Genomic DNA, 14,887 nt, shown 5'->3' with positions numbered 1-14,887 from the left:
TGCGGACAGAGCTTCCCGGCCGACGGCGGGAATCGGTGCGGCAACGCGTGCGCGCCGATCTCCGGCCGGTTCGTCGGACGGACGCAGCTCAGCGGGTCGCGACGCTCCAGGCGATGCCGTCGAGGATGTCGTGCTCCGAGGTCACGACGGAGGTCAGCTCTCCCCCGGCCCGCACGACGTCGTCGCGCACCCGGCTCACCACCTCGTGCCACACCAGTGCACCCGCACCGATCACGTCGACTCGTCCGGGGTGCATGAACCCCAGCGCTGCCCGCTGCTCGTGGTTGCGCGCCAGCAGGTCCTCGCAGGCGGCCAGGACCGTCTCGACGGGCAGCACCGAGCCGTCGATCGCGTGGGGGTCGTAGCTGGTCAGCCCGAGCGCGTGGGCCGTCACGGTCGTCACCGTGCCCGCCAGCCCGACCAGCGTGACCGTCTCGCCGAGCGGCACGTGCGCGGACGCCGTGTCGAGGGCCGCGGCGACGTCTCGTCGGGACCGCCCGACCTCGTCGGGGGTCGGCGGGTCGGTGTGCAGGTGCCGCTCGGTCAGCCGGACGCACCCGACGTCCATCGAGAAGGCCGCCTGCACCGAGTCGCTGCCGAGCACGAGCTCCGTCGAGCCACCACCCAGGTCGACGACGAGGAACGGTCCCGGGTGCTTGCCGGCCAGCACGCCCGTGGCGCCCTGGAAGGACAGCTCGGCCTCCTCGAGCCCCTCGACGACCTCAGGCTCCACGCCCAGCGCGTCGTGCACGCCGTTCACGAAGTCGGCGCGGTTCTCGGCGTCGCGCGATGCGGACGTCGCGACGAACCGGATCGCCTCGACGCCCAGCTCCGTGCAGATGTCGTTGTAGCGCCGGGCGGCGTCCAGCGTCCGCGCGAGGGCCTCCGGGGCGATCCGACCGGTGCGGTCCACGCCCTGCCCGAGCCGGACCACCTCCATCCGCCGGTCCAGGTCCACCAGCGTGCCGGCGCGCGGATCGACATCCGCCACCAGCAACCGGATCGAGTTGGTCCCACAGTCGATGGCAGCCACACGCGTCACGCCACCCATCCTCGCACCCCCACCCGCCGACGACGCCGGACCCAACACTCCCAACGTCCGCACTCGATGGGCCTATGAGCCACACGAGCGCGGACGTCACGTCAGGTGAATCAGCAACGTCCGCACTCGGTGGGGCCAGGGGCCATACGAGTGCGGACGTTGGGAGGGTGTCCGGGGGTCAGCAGGTGCAGCGGTCGGGGCGCCACTCGTCGCGGATGAGGGACAGGACCTCGTCGCCGATCGGGTTGACGCCCGGACCGGCCGCCAGTGCGTGACCGACGAGGACGTGCAGGCACTTGACCCGGTTCGGCATGCCGCCCGCCGAGATGCCGGCGATCTCCTCGACGTGCCCGAGCTCCTCACGGTCGGCCAGGTAGGCCTCGTGCGCGCGCTGGTAGGCGGCCGCGAGCTCGTCGTCGTCGGCGAGCCGGGCGGTGAGCTCCTTCATCAGACCCGTCGCCTCGCGGGTGCTCACGGCAGCGACCGCCGGTGGGGAGGTCAGGTAGTAGGTCGTGGGGAACGGGGTGCCGTCGTCCAGGCGCGGTGCGGTGCGGACGACGAGCGGGCGACCGCAGATGCACCGGGCGGCGATGCCGACGACCCCTCGGGGCGGGCGACCGAGCTGCTCGGCCAGGACGGCGATGTCGTGGTCGGTCACGGCGTCGAGGGGCTTGCGCGTCACGAGAGGTCCGTTCAGGTCGGGGAAGCGTCAGCCGCCCGACGAAGGGGCCGACGTCCCATTGTCGCCCGGGGCGTCCGGGGTCGCGGCCACCGGAGTCTTGCCGGCCACCTGCACCGACTGCCACACGGAGGCGTACCAGGGCTGCGTCGAACCGGTGTCGAGCGCCGCTGCCGGTCCCTGCGCGGTCGGCGTGGTGTCCGGGACGGTCTCGGGGTCGGACACGTGGAACGCCTTCTCGCCCGGCAGGACGAACGACAGCCGCTCGCGCGCCTGGGTGGCCACGTAGGCGGGGTCCTTCCAGCGGTCGAGGTCCGCCTGGAGGTCGTCGTTGCGCTCCTGGGCAGCGGCAACCTGCGCCCGCAGCTGGTCGACGTCCGCCTTCTGCTGCAGGTAGGAGTGCAGCGTCGGGTAGACCAGCACGAAGGCGAGCAGCAGGACGCAGCCGAACACGATCGCCCGCACGGTGAACAGCCGCGGCACGGTCACCTGCACGCGTTCTGCACGCGCGGTGCCCCGCGGCGGGGTCGCCGGCGTGCCGCGGGACGCGGGCCGGGTCGCCGCAGGTCGCGACGACGACGGGGGTCTGGCCGACGACGACGCAGGCCGGGCGGACGACGACGGCCGAGAGGCCGACGGCGGCGGCGAAGGGCGCGAGGGCGACGGGCGTGCCGCCGAGGACGGTGCGCGCGGGCCGGGGTCCGGTGGCGTTCCGTCGGTCGGACCTGCCGACGACGCCCTGCCCGCACCCGTGCGCGGCGTCGCCCGACGAGGCGGCGCGCTCGGGGACGCCGGACGTCGAGGGGCAGACATGCGACAGATTCTGCCCCGGCCCGAGCCGACCCGGCCGGACCCCGCTCCCCACGGGCGCGCCGGACCGCTCACGCACCGACGCGTCCCAGCGGAAGGACCCGGTCGGCCGCAGGCGGCTCGTCACGACCGGAGCGTTGCGGGCACGGCGAAGGCCGGCCACCTGTCGTGACCGGCCTTCGTCGTGCGGTGCGTCAGCCCTTGAAGCGGGGGAACGCCGAACGACCCGCGTACACCGCGGCGTCGTCCAGCTCCTCCTCGATGCGCAGGAGCTGGTTGTACTTGTTGATGCGCTCGCCACGGGCCGGGGCACCGGTCTTGATCTGGCCGGCGTTCGTGGCCACGGACAGGTCCGCGATCGTGGTGTCCTCGGTCTCGCCGGAGCGGTGCGAGGTCATCGTCGTGAAGCCGCTGCGCTGCGCGAGCTCGACGGCGTCCAGCGTCTCGGTGAGCGTGCCGATCTGGTTGAGCTTGACCAGCAGCGAGTTGGCCGACTTGAGCTCGATGCCCTTGCGCAGACGCTCGGGGTTGGTGACGAACAGGTCGTCGCCGACGATCTGCACCTTGTCGCCGATGGTGGCGACCAGGTGGCTCCAGCCCTCCCACTCGTCCTCGGACAGCGGGTCCTCGATGGAGACCAGCGGGTAGTCCTTCACCAGCTGCTCGTAGTAGGCCGAGAGCTCCTCGTTCGACAGCGACTTGCCCTCGAACTGGTAGGCGCCGTCCTTGAAGAACTCGGTCGCGGCGACGTCGAGCGCGAGGCCCAGGTCGACGCCGGGCGTGAAGCCGGCCTTCTCGATGGCGACCAGGATCAGGTCCAGCGCCTCGCGGTTGCTCGCCAGGTTGGGGGCGAAGCCACCCTCGTCGCCCAGGCCCGTGGACAGGCCCTTGCCCTTGAGCACGGACTTCAGGGAGTGGTAGACCTCGACGCCGCTGCGCAGGGCCTCGCGGTAGGTGGTGGCGCCGATGGGCGCGACCATGAACTCCTGGATGTCGACGTTCGAGTCGGCGTGCGACCCGCCGTTGAGGATGTTCATCATGGGGACCGGCAGCACGTGGGCGTTGGGTCCGCCGATGTAGCGGAACAGCGGCAGGTTGGCCGAGTCGGCGGCGGCCTTGGCCACGGCCAGGGAGACGCCGAGGATCGCGTTGGCGCCGAGCTTGCCCTTGTTGGCGGTGCCGTCGAGGTCGATCAGGGCGGCGTCGACGAGACGCTGCTCCGTGGCCTCGAAGCCGATGAGCTCGGGGGCGATCTCGTCGATGACCGCGTTCACGGCCTCCTCGACGCCCTTGCCCAGGTAGCGGGCCGAGTCACCGTCACGACGCTCGACGGCCTCGAACGCTCCGGTCGACGCGCCCGACGGGACGGCAGCACGGGCGATGGTGCCGTCGTCGAGGGCAACCTCGACCTCGACAGTGGGGTTGCCGCGCGAGTCCAAGATCTCGCGGGCGCCGACGGCCTCGATGCTGGCCATGGGAGCTCCTTTGACGAGCGGGTGGGTTTACGACCTCACCCTAGTGCCGCGGGGTGACCCCCTGCGTAGAGCCCTTCGGCCTTGGGACGGTCGCTCTACGTCACACACCGAGCATGATCTGCTCGACCTGGTCCTTGGCGTCCCCGAACAGCATCGACGTGTTCTCCCGGAAGAACAGCGGGTTCTGGACGCCCGCGTACCCGGTGGCCATCGAGCGCTTGAACACGACGACCCGCGCTGCCTTCCACACCTCGAGCACGGGCATCCCGGCGATCGGCGACGACGGGTCGTCGACGGCCGCAGGGTTCACGGTGTCGTTCGCGCCGATGACGAGCACCACGTCCGTGCCCGCCAGGTCGCCGTTGATCTCGTCCATCTCGAGCACGATGTCGTACGGCACGCGCGCCTCCGCGAGCAGCACGTTCATGTGCCCGGGCAACCGGCCCGCCACGGGGTGTACGCCGAACCGCACGTCGATCCCCCGCGCCCGCAGCCTGCCGACGAGCTCCGCCACCGGGTACTGCGCCTTGGCGACGGCCATCCCGTACCCGGGCGTGATGACGACGGTGCGGGCGTCGAGGAGCAGGGACGCGACCCCGGGCGCCGTGATCTCGTGGTGCTCGCCGAGCGAGCCGTCGGAGGCGACCACCGTGCCCTCGGACGTGCCGAACCCGCCCAGGATCACGCTGACGAACGACCGGTTCATGGCCCGGCACATGAACCAGCTGAGGATCGCACCCGACGACCCCACGAGCGCCCCGGTGACGATGAGCAGGTCGTTGCCGAGCATGAACCCCGCCGCAGCCGCCGCCCACCCGGAGTACGAGTTGAGCATCGAGACGACGACGGGCATGTCGCCGCCGCCGATCGAGGCGACCAGGTGCCAGCCGAGAAGCAGCGCGATGGCGGTCATGAGCAGCAGCGGCAGGACGCCGTGCGCGGCCAGGAACCAGGCGAGCAGCCCGGCGCACGCGACGACCATGGCGAGGTTGAGCCAGTTGCGGCCCGGCAGGTTCAGCGGCGCCGACCGGATGCGCGCCGACAGCTTCAGGAACGCGACGATCGAGCCGGTGAACGTCACGGCACCGATGAGCACGCCGAGGAAGACCTCGACGAGGTGCGCCGGGTCGTCCGGTTCGGTGAGGAAGGAGTTGTAGCCGACGAGCACCGCCGCGAGCCCGACGAACGAGTGCAGGACGGCGATCAGCTCGGGCATCTGCGTCATCTCGACGCGGCGGGCCTGCCACGTGCCGACGGTCGCGCCCACCACGAGCACGAGGAGGATCAGCGACCCCGTGACGGCGACCGGACGCTCGGAGTCGTCCAGCGCCAGCGCGATCGTCGCGACCAGGGCGAGCGCCATGCCCACGATCCCGGCGAGGTTGCCGCGGCGCGCGGTCTCCTGCTTCGACAGGCCGGCGAGGCTGAGCACGAACAGCACCGCGGCGAGGAGGTAGACGGCCGGGGCGAGGGACTGCGGCACGTCAGGCGTCCTTCCGGAACATGCGGATCATGCGGTTCGCGACGAGGAAGCCGCCGAAGACGTTGATGCTCGCGACCGAGGCCGCCACGACCGCGAGCGTGGTGACCAGGGCGCTGTCGTCGCCGATCTGGAGGAGGGCGCCGACCAGGATGATCCCGGAGATCGCGTTCGTCTGCGCCATCAGCGGTGTGTGCAGCGCGTGGCTGACGTTCGAGATCACGTAGTAGCCGACGACGACCGCGAGCACGAACACCGTGAAGTGCCCGAGGAACGCGGCCGGCGCGAACGAGATCCCGAGCATCACGAGGACGGCGACGAGCGCGAGCGCGACCGACCGCCGCTGCCCCCGGCGCGCCGCCTCTGCCGCGATCTCCTGCGGCGTCGGTCCGGCAGGGGCCGGCGCGACGGCCGGCGCGGCGGACACCGGCACGGGCGGCGGCGGCCAGAGCACCTCGCCCTCGTGCGTCACCGTCATCCCGCGCTGCACGGGGTCGTCGAGGTCCAGCACCAGCGACCCGTCCTTGGCCGGCGTGAGGAGCTGGAGCAGGTGGACGATGTTGGTGCCGAACAGCTGTGACGTGTGCTGCGGCATGCGGCTCGTCAGGTCGGTGTCGCCGACGATCGTGACGCCGTTCTCGCTCACCACCGTCCGTCCCGGGACGGTGAGCTCGCAGTTGCCCCCGCCCGAGGCGGCCAGGTCGACGATCACGCTCCCCGCGCGCATCCCTGCCACCATCGCGGCGCTGATGGTCGTCGGCGCGTGCCCCCGCACCAGCGCCGTCGTGATGACGATGTCGGCGTCGGCGGTCTCGGCGGCGTACATCCGTGCCGTGAGCTCCTCCTGCTCGGGCGTCAGCGCGCTGGCGTACCCGTCGGCGCTCACCGCCTGCTGCGCCGCAGCGGCCTGCACGAACGTCGCGCCCATCGACTCGATCTGCTCCCCGACCTCCGGCCGGACGTCGAACGCACGCACGCGGGCACCCATCGCGCCGGCCGCCCCGATCGCCGCCAGGCCCGCGACACCCGCACCGATGACGAACACGCGCGCCGGCGGGGTCTTGCCGGCCGCCGTGACCTGCCCCGTGAACATGCCGCCGTAGGCCTGGGCCGCCTCGACGACAGCGCGGTACCCGGCCACGTTGGAGAGCGTGCTCAGCACGTCGAGCGCCTGCGCCCGAGACACCCGGGGCACCGCGTCCAGGGCCAGGGCGGTGACACCTCGCGCACGGAGCTCCTCGACCAGCCCGGGCGTGGCACCCGGTGCCAGCATCGCCACGAGCGTGGCCCCCGGCCGCAGGGCCTCGACCTCCGCGCTCGTCGGGGGGTTCACCTTGGCGACGACGTCGCAGGCCCACACGTCGTCGGCGATCTGCGCGCCCGCGGCCTCGTAGGCCGCCGCGTCGAACGTCGCAGCGTCGCCGGCGCCGCTCTGCACCACCACCTCGTAGCCGAGGCCCACCAGCTGGGACACCGTTCTGGGGGTGGCCGCGACGAGCCGCTCACCCGCCCGACTCTCCGTCGGGATGCCGATCCGCATCGCTGCGCTCCTTCGTCGTCGGGTGGTCGGGGGCCGGTACCGCAGTCAACCGGTGCTCGTCATGTCCCCGACTCCTGCGCCCGCAGGGACGCCTCCCACGCCGCGGCGCTCGTCCGTAGCGCCCCTTCGGCGTCCACGCCGGCTGCATGGGCCTCGAGCACGAGGGCGAGGAGCCGCCCGCCCAGGTCGTCAGCGGGCGGCACCGAGTCGACCGTCAGCCCGGCGCGGGCGGCGCGACCCGCGATCTTCTGCGCCCGCGCCAGCGCGCCGAGGGCGAGCGGGACGCCGTCGAGCGCGGACTCGCGCGCCTTCTCGGCGTTCTTCAGGGTGTCCCACTGCACGTGCAGGTCTGCGCCCTTCTTCTTGGCGGCGACCTCGGCTGGTCCGTAGACATGCGGGTGCCGCCGGACGAGCTTCGCGACGAGGTCCGCCGCCACGTCGTCGACGTCGAACGGGTCGTCCGGGTCCTCGGCCGCGATACGGGCGTGGAACACCACCTGCAGCAGCACGTCGCCGAGCTCCTCTCGCAGCCCGGCTCGGTCGCCCGTCTCGATCGCCTCGACCAGCTCGTACGTCTCCTCGAGCGCGTACGGCACGAGCGACTCGTGCGTCTGGTCGGCATCCCACGGGCAGCCGCCCGGCGAGCGGAGACGGTCCATGACGCGGACCAGGTCACGGAGCGCGTCGGTCACCGGATCAGGGCGTTGCCGACGGGCTGGGCGCCGGGGTCTGGCCATCCGCAGGCTTCGGCGCGGACGGGTCGACGAGCCACGTCGGCGGGACCGCGGGCGCCACCTTGTTGTCCTCGCCCAGCGTCCCGAAGCGTGGGTTCACCTCGACGTCGAGGTCCGCGATGCGCTTGGTGATGTCGTCCGAGACCACGTTCTGGTTCGAGAGGTTCGACAGGTTGGTGAAGGCCACGAAGTACCGCCCGATCGCTATGGAGGCGGGGCTGAAGGTCGGGTGCGCCTCGGGGCTCACGTTCTTGACGACCGCGTCCAGGTACGCCTTCGCGTCCTCGTCCGAGCCTCCGACGCCGGCCTCGGCAGCCATCGCTGAGACCGTGGGCTCGACCACGAGCGCCCCCAGGACGGCCGACGGCGTCGCCCCCGGGACGTACGGCTTGATCTCGTCGAGCGCGGTCTGCAGGTCGGACGTGGGGATGGGGGTGCCGTCGACGACGGCCGCCGCCCCCGGCTGTCCGGCGCACCCGGCCAGCACCGCCGCGGTCGCGAGCACCATGAGTGCACCTCTCCACGGCCGCTTGCGCGCCCCACCACGTACCGTCACCAGGACCTCCTGCGTCGTCGCTCGTCGATCGGGGTCATCGTAGGGCCTCGTCCTGGGTGTCCGAGGCGCCCATCAGGGCCGCTGCGATCCGACGGTCGCCGCCGCGGAGACGTTACCGCGCACGATCGCGTCGATGAACTGGGTCGCCCAGAGCATGACCTCCCGGCCCTGGACCGGCTTGCCGCCGATCCGCGCGGTCATCGGCCAGGGGACCAGGACCGTGCGGACCGCCGGCTTGAGCACCGCGCCCGGGTAGAGCCGCTTGAGCCGCAGCTGCGCCGACTCGGGCAGCTCGACCGGTGCGAAGCGCACGAACTTACCCTGCGCGGTGACGTCGGAGATCCCGGACGCCCGTACGTGCAGCCGGAACTCGGCGACCTCGAACAGGTTGTCGACGGCGGCCGGGACCGGTCCGTACCGGTCGACGAGCTCGGCCCGGACGTCGCCGAGAGTGCTCGCGTCGAGGGCTGCCGCGATCTTCCGGTAGGCCTCCAGCCGCAGGCGCTCGTGCGCGATGTAGTCGTGCGGGATGTGCGCGTCGACGGGCAGCTCGATGGTGACGTCCGGGACCTCCTCCTCGACGTCGCCGCGGAAGTTCGACACCGCCTCGCCGACCATCCGGATGTAGAGGTCGAAGCCGACGCCCTCGATGTGCCCGGACTGCTCGCCACCCAGCAGGTTGCCGGCGCCGCGGATCTCGAGGTCCTTCATCGCCACGGCCATGCCCGCGCCGAGGTCGGTGTTCGCGGCGATCGTCTGCAGGCGGTCGTGCGCCGTGTCGGTCAGCGGCTTCTCGGGCGGGTAGAGGAAGTAGGAGTACGCCCGCTCGCGCCCGCGGCCCACGCGTCCGCGCAGCTGGTGCAGCTGCGACAGGCCCAGCAGGTCGGCGCGCTCGAGGATCAGGGTGTTGGCGTTGGAGATGTCCAGGCCGGTCTCGACGATCGTCGTGCAGACCAGCACGTCGAACCGCTTCTCCCAGAAGTCGACGATCACCTGCTCGAGCTGGTGCTCGTTCATCTTCCCGTGCGCGACCGCGACCCGCGCCTCCGGCACGAGCTCCATCAGCCGCGACGCCGTGCGCTCGATCGAGTCGACCTTGTTGTGCACGTAGAACACCTGGCCCTCGCGCAGCAGCTCGCGACGGATCGCCGCCGTGATCTGCTTCTCGTCGTACGCCCCGACGAACGTGAGGACCGGGTGCCGCTCCTCGGGCGGGGTGGCGAGCGTCGACATCTCGCGGATGCCCGTCACCGCCATCTCGAGCGTGCGCGGGATCGGGGTCGCGCTCATCGAGAGCACGTCCACGTTGGTGCGCAGCGCCTTGAGCGTCTCCTTGTGCTCGACGCCGAACCGCTGCTCCTCGTCGACCACCACGAGGCCCAGGTCCTTGAAGTGCACCTCACCCGTGATCAGGCGGTGGGTGCCGATCACGACGTCCACGGTCCCGTCGGCGAGGCCGGCGACGACCTCCTTGGACTCCTTCGGGCTCTGGAACCGGCTGAGCGCCTTCACCGTCACCGGGAACCCGCTGTACCGCTCGCTGAAGGTGTCGAGGTGCTGCTGCACGAGCAGCGTCGTCGGCACGAGGACGGCCACCTGCTTGCCGTCCTGCACCGCCTTGAACGCTGCCCGCACGGCGATCTCGGTCTTGCCGTAGCCGACGTCGCCGCAGACCAGCCGGTCCATCGGGATCGGCTTCTCCATGTCGGCCTTGACCTCGTCGATCGTCGCCGCCTGGTCGGGCGTCTCCACGTACGCGAACGCGTCCTCGAGCTCGCGCTGCCACGGCGTGTCCGGGGCGAACGCATGCCCCTGCGTGGCCATGCGCGCGCTGTAGAGCCGGATGAGCTCGGCGGCGATCTCCTTGACCGCCTTCTTCGCGCGCCCCTTGGTCTTGGCCCAGTCGCCGCCGCCCATCTTGGACAGGGTGGGCGACTCGCCGCCGACGTACTTGGTCACCTGGTCGAGCTGGTCGCTGGGCACGAACAGCCGGTCACCCGGCTGCCCTCGCTTGCTGGACGCGTACTCGATCACCAGGTACTCGCGGGTGGTCGCGTTCGGTCCGGTGCCGATGGTGCGCTGGACCAGCTCGACGAAGCGACCGACGCCGTGCTGCTCGTGGACCACGTGATCGCCCGGCCGCAGCTGCAGGGGGTCGACGACGTTGCGCCGACGGCTCGGCATCTTGCGCATGTCGCGCGTGCTGGTGCCGGCGCGCCCGGTGAGGTCCGACTCGGAGAACACGGCGAGCTGCAGCGGCTCGGCCACGAAGCCGGCGCCCACCGGGGCGGGCACGACGAGGACCACGCCGCCGTCGGGCTCCTCCTCGATCGTCGCGACGAGTCGCGCCGGTACCTCGGCCGCACGCAGCTGCTCGACCATGCGCTGCGCGGGCCCGTGCCCCTCCGTCGCGAGCACGAGCCGCCAGCCTGCCTGCTGGAGCCTGCGGACGTCCGCGACCGCCCGGTCGACCTCACCCCGGTAGCGCTCGACGTCGCGCGCCTGCAGGACGACCGTGCGAGCGGTCGCCGTGAGGTCGTCGGCCATCCCGTGCTCGACCGGCGCCTGGTTGCGCGCGGCCGTATGACCGCTGCCCGCGGTCCCGCCGTAGAAGTCCGTGTCGTGCGGCGTGCCCGCCGGTGTGGCGTCCACGTCCAAGGTGAACGGGCTCATCGTCCACCAGCCCAGACCGCGGACGGCCGACAGTGCCCGCACCTCGGCGAACGACGCGAAGCTCGCGGCGGACAGGTCCAGGGGTGTCGCCGCACCGGCCGCAGCCGACGTCCACGCCGCCGCGAGGAACTCCTGCGTGGTCGCGACGAGGTCGTGCGCCCGGCGCCGCACCCGCTCGGGGTCGACCATGACGACCAGGCTGTCGTCGCGCACGAGGTCCAGCACCGGCACCATGTGGTCGACCAGCACCGGGGCGAGCGACTCCATGCCCTCGACCGCGATCCCCTGCCCCAGGCGGTCGAGCATGTCGGTGGCGCCCGGGAGCTGCGGGATCAGCTCCACCGCACGCTTGCGGACCGCGTCGGTCAGCAGGATCTCCCGGCACGGCGGCGCCCACACCCCGTGCTCGGCCACCTCGAGGCTGCGCTGGTCGGCCACCGAGAACCAACGGATCTCCTCGACGTCCTCGCCCCACAGCTCCACGCGCAGCGGGTGGTCCTCGGTCGGGGGGAACACGTCGACGATCCCGCCGCGCACGGCGAACTCGCCACGCCGCTCGACCATGTCGACGCGCGAGTACGCGGCGCCGGCGAGCTGTTCGGCCAGCTCACCCAGGTCCACCCGGTCGCCCGTGCTGATGGCCACCGGTTCCAGGTCCCCCAGACCCTCCACGACGGGCTGCAGCAGGGCGCGCACCGGGACCACGAGCACCCGGATCGGGCCGGCGTAGCCGGAGCCCTCCGGGTGTGCCAGCCTCCGGAAGACCGCGAGCCGGCGCGCAACCGTGTCGCTCCGGGGCGACAGTCGCTCGTGGGGCAGCGTCTCCCAGGCCGGCAGCACGGCGACCTCGTCGGCCGGGACGTAGCAGCGGACGGCGGCGGCGAGCTCGTCCGCGTCCCGGCCCGTCGCCGTGACGACGACCAGCGGTCGGTGCCTGGCGAGCGCGGCGAGCAGCGGGGGTCGGATGCCCGCCGGACCGACCACGTCCAGCTCGCCGCGAGCACGTACGGAGTCGACCGCCTCGGCGGCGGCCGGGTCAGCGAGCAGGGGGGCGAGCAGGCCGGAGAGGTCCATGGGGTCCTTCGTCGTCGCGAGCGCCCACACCGTCTCGGGCGGGGCTCAGCGTGTCGTACGGCTGGTCGAGCGGTTGCCTCGTGGCAGCAGACGCGCCCCGGATCCGTGCGGACCGGGGTGCAGCGACCATCCTAGGCTCGCCCTCCGACAAGCCGCCCGCCGCGGGTCAGCTCGACGACGTGAGCCGGTAGACGTCCGTGCGAGGCCCGTCGTACACCAGCGTCGCGGTCCACCCGGCCGCGCGGTGCCGCGCCAACCACGCGTCGCTCTCCCCGGCGAGCGCCTTGTGCTCGACGAGCACCCAGACGGTGCCCAGGTCCGCCATCGCCGCGTCGGCAGCCGCCTCCGGCACGCCGTCGGCCCAGACCTGCCCGACCCGCCCGGACCGGTCGTGCCCGACGTCCGCGAGGCCTCGGAACGCCGCCGGGTAGGCCTCGCTCGCGCGCCGCGGTGACTGGTAGGCGCCGTCGTCCGGGACGAAGACCACCCCGTCGCCGTCAGCACCGTGCGACGACACCGCGTCCGCGGCGCTCGACCAGTCGTACCCCTCCTTCGCGTGCTCCCCACGCTCCGCGACGTAGGGCGGCAGCGACAGCAGGCCGATCACGCAGAAGGCGACGACCTGCATCCACGTGCGCCGCAGCGCGGCGATGCCCGTGCCGAGCAGCAACGCGACCGGCACCACGCCGTAGCGCAGGTACCGCGGCGTGTACTGCGGCGTCGAGACGACCGAGACGGCGACCACCAGTGCCGTCGGGAGCAGCAGCCACGGGACGGCCAGGTGCAGGAGAGACAGGGGCGTCGCCGAGCGCACGGCCGGCACCAGGCGAGGGACCAGGACGATCGCCCCGACGGCCAGCCAGACCGCCAGACCCAGCACGCGCGAGCCACCGAACCACTGCCGAACGAGCACGGCCTCGACGACGTCCGCACCGGGCCTCTGGATCCAGGCGACCTGACCCCGCTGGGAGAGCCCGAACGCCGCGACCGGGGCGACGACGACGGCGGCGGCACCGGCCGCGAGCCCGAACCTGCGCCACGTCTGCGCGCCGGCCCGGGACCACAGGAGCGAGACCGCGTGGGCGAGGACGACGAGGAAGGCCTGCAGGAAGAGGACCCCGGTCAACGCGACGAGCGCCCCGTAGGCCCACCACCGGCGCGACCTCCCCCGCAGCGCGCCGACGAGGGCGACCGCCGCCCAGACCGACGCTGCCATGACGAAGGCCGACGAACGCGCCTCCTCGCCCGCCCACGTCGTCGCCGGCAGGATCAGGACGACCAGCCCGGCGACCAGCCCGGCGCGCGCACCGGCGAGCGTCCGACCCAGGACGACCGTGCCGGCTGCGACGAGACCGACCGCGATCGCGCTGGGGATGCGCAGGCTCACCGGCGACAGGCCGAAGGCCTCGGACCATGCGTGCAGCAGCACGTAGTAGGCCCCGTGCACCGCGTCGACGTGGCGCAGGATGTCGAACATGTCCGGCCACGGGCGGCCGACCATGTCGATCGTCGCGACCTCGTCGACCCACACGGACGGTATCCACGAGCCCGCGAACGCGACGAGGAAGGCGAGGAGCCCGACGAGCGACGGGGTCCGCCAACCGTCGCCGCCCTCCGCGGGAGCGGCGACGGGACCGGCCTGCGTCAGCTGGCCCTCCGCCGTGGGTGTCACGTCGCCCGCTCCACGGCGACCGTCTCGGTCTCGCTCTCGCCGGCGACCGGCCGCCGGCTACGGGGCCGGTAGACGATCCGGGACAGGAACGCGAACCGCGCCAGGAACGCCACGACGAGCGTGACCGCCGTGGCCAGGACCGCTGCCCAGTGCAGGGTGGCGACGAGGACGACGACGATCGGCAGGCGGATCGCCGTGTCGACGTTGTTGAACGCGATCGACTGCCAGAACCGGTGCGAGGTCGATCGACCCTCGTGCCGCAGGTCGCGGAACACGAACCGTTCCTGCAGCAGGAAGTTCATCAGGATGGTCGTCTCGGCGGCGACCAGCACCGCGGCGACGTACCCGGCGCCGAGCCCGGTCATGAGCGCGACCAGCGTGAGGTTGACCAGCGCGCCGAACACGCCGATCGCGGCGAACCGCGACATCCGGCCGAAGCGCAGCGACGTGAGCTGGGCGAGGAACTGGAAACCCTGCGCGAACGACGCCTTGGACTCGCCGGCGTGCCGTTCGCCGAAGACGAAGGGGATCTCGGTGACCGTGAGCTGGTTGCGGGCCAGGATCTCGAGCAGCACCTTGAACCCGCGCGGGTGCAGCTCGTCGAGGTCGAGGGCGTCGCGTCGCACGGCGAAGAACCCCGTCATCGGGTCGGTGCAGTCCGCGAGCCGCACGGGGAACATGGCGCGCGTCAACGTGGTCGAGACCGACGAGACGAGCCGCCGCACCACCCCGGCCAGCCCGACGCTGCTCCCGTCGCCCGTGTAGCGCGAGGCCACCGCGACGTCCGCACCCGACGACCGCCCGGCCTCGAGGAGCGCAGGGATGATCTCCGGCGGGTGCTGCAGGTCACCGTCCATGACCACGCACCACGTCGACGCGCTGGCGACGAGCCCGTCGACGACCGCTCCGCTCAGACCGCCCACCGGCTCGTCGCGATGCAGCAGCCGGACCGGGATCCTCGCGGCGCGCGCAGCCCGTGCGACCGCCTCGGGGGTGTCGTCGGTGGAGTCGTCGACGAAGAGGACCTCGGCGTCGACGCCCGCGAGCGCGATCTCGATCAGCTCGACCAGGGGACCCACGTTCGGCGACTCGTTGAAGGTCGGCACGATGACGGTCACCGCGTGTCGGACACCTCCGGGCGCGGGCGCCATC

The 14,887-nt window shown here is 72.4% G+C and carries 12 protein-coding genes; 1 reads left to right on the top strand and 11 read right to left on the bottom strand.

Annotated elements, in window-relative coordinates:
- Nucleotides 1-88: 88 nt before the first annotated feature.
- From I847_RS0118500 to I847_RS27510, 3 genes are all read right to left on the bottom strand, one after another.
- On the bottom strand, nt 89-1,042 hold the full coding sequence (locus I847_RS0118500; RefSeq protein ID WP_028050873.1) for a Ppx/GppA phosphatase family protein: 954 nt from the start codon (nt 1,040-1,042) through the stop codon (nt 89-91).
- Between the two features lie 178 nt (nt 1,043-1,220).
- A complete protein-coding gene (locus I847_RS0118495) occupies nt 1,221-1,724 on the bottom strand; it encodes a DUF501 domain-containing protein (protein ID WP_028050872.1) in 504 nt (167 codons plus the stop codon).
- A 27-nt stretch (nt 1,725-1,751) separates the two neighbouring features.
- Nucleotides 1,752-2,216, bottom strand: coding sequence for a septum formation initiator family protein (locus I847_RS27510; protein WP_231384283.1), 465 nt, complete (start codon nt 2,214-2,216; stop codon nt 1,752-1,754).
- Between the two features lie 40 nt (nt 2,217-2,256).
- Here I847_RS27510 and I847_RS27505 point away from each other — a divergent pair, with 40 nt between their 5' ends.
- Entirely contained in the window at nt 2,257-2,703 is a 447-nt protein-coding gene (locus tag I847_RS27505; protein ID WP_155856227.1) for a hypothetical protein, read from the top strand.
- Nucleotides 2,704-2,725: 22 nt separating this feature from the next.
- Here the strand turns inward: I847_RS27505 and eno are convergent, their stop codons facing one another.
- The 8 genes from eno to I847_RS24805 all read right to left on the bottom strand — a co-directional run bounded on the left by eno (nt 2,726) and on the right by I847_RS24805 (nt 14,853).
- Nucleotides 2,726-4,006: a phosphopyruvate hydratase gene (gene eno / locus I847_RS0118485; protein WP_028050871.1), complete on the bottom strand. Its 1,281-nt coding sequence runs from the start codon at nt 4,004-4,006 to the stop codon at nt 2,726-2,728.
- Between the two features lie 100 nt (nt 4,007-4,106).
- A complete protein-coding gene (gene pntB, locus I847_RS0118480) occupies nt 4,107-5,489 on the bottom strand; it encodes a Re/Si-specific NAD(P)(+) transhydrogenase subunit beta (RefSeq protein ID WP_028050870.1) in 1,383 nt (460 codons plus the stop codon).
- Nucleotide 5,490: 1 nt separating this feature from the next.
- Nucleotides 5,491-7,026, bottom strand: a complete 1,536-nt coding sequence (locus tag I847_RS0118475; RefSeq protein WP_028050869.1) for a Re/Si-specific NAD(P)(+) transhydrogenase subunit alpha — start codon at nt 7,024-7,026, stop codon at nt 5,491-5,493.
- Nucleotides 7,027-7,085: 59 nt separating this feature from the next.
- Nucleotides 7,086-7,718, bottom strand: coding sequence for a MazG family protein (locus tag I847_RS0118470; protein WP_028050868.1), 633 nt, complete (start codon nt 7,716-7,718; stop codon nt 7,086-7,088).
- Between the two features lie 4 nt (nt 7,719-7,722).
- Nucleotides 7,723-8,268 (bottom strand): hypothetical protein, encoded by a 546-nt coding sequence (locus tag I847_RS0118465; RefSeq protein WP_028050867.1) that lies wholly within the window; start codon nt 8,266-8,268, stop codon nt 7,723-7,725.
- Nucleotides 8,269-8,388: 120 nt separating this feature from the next.
- Complete coding sequence (gene mfd / locus I847_RS0118460; protein ID WP_028050866.1) at nt 8,389-12,063, bottom strand: transcription-repair coupling factor; 3,675 nt, start codon at nt 12,061-12,063, stop codon at nt 8,389-8,391.
- A 166-nt stretch (nt 12,064-12,229) separates the two neighbouring features.
- Nucleotides 12,230-13,735, bottom strand: a complete 1,506-nt coding sequence (locus I847_RS24810) for a glycosyltransferase family 39 protein (protein ID WP_051275057.1) — start codon at nt 13,733-13,735, stop codon at nt 12,230-12,232.
- Nucleotides 13,732-14,853, bottom strand: coding sequence for a glycosyltransferase family 2 protein (locus tag I847_RS24805; protein ID WP_231384282.1), 1,122 nt, complete (start codon nt 14,851-14,853; stop codon nt 13,732-13,734). The genes I847_RS24810 and I847_RS24805 overlap by 4 nt, the downstream gene beginning before the upstream one ends.
- Nucleotides 14,854-14,887 lie beyond the last annotated feature (34 nt).

It is taken from the genome of Cellulomonas sp. URHD0024 (genome assembly GCF_000426185.1).
Lineage (GTDB): Bacteria > Actinomycetota > Actinomycetes > Actinomycetales > Cellulomonadaceae > Cellulomonas.
This window is presented reverse-complemented; position numbering and strand designations above follow the sequence as displayed.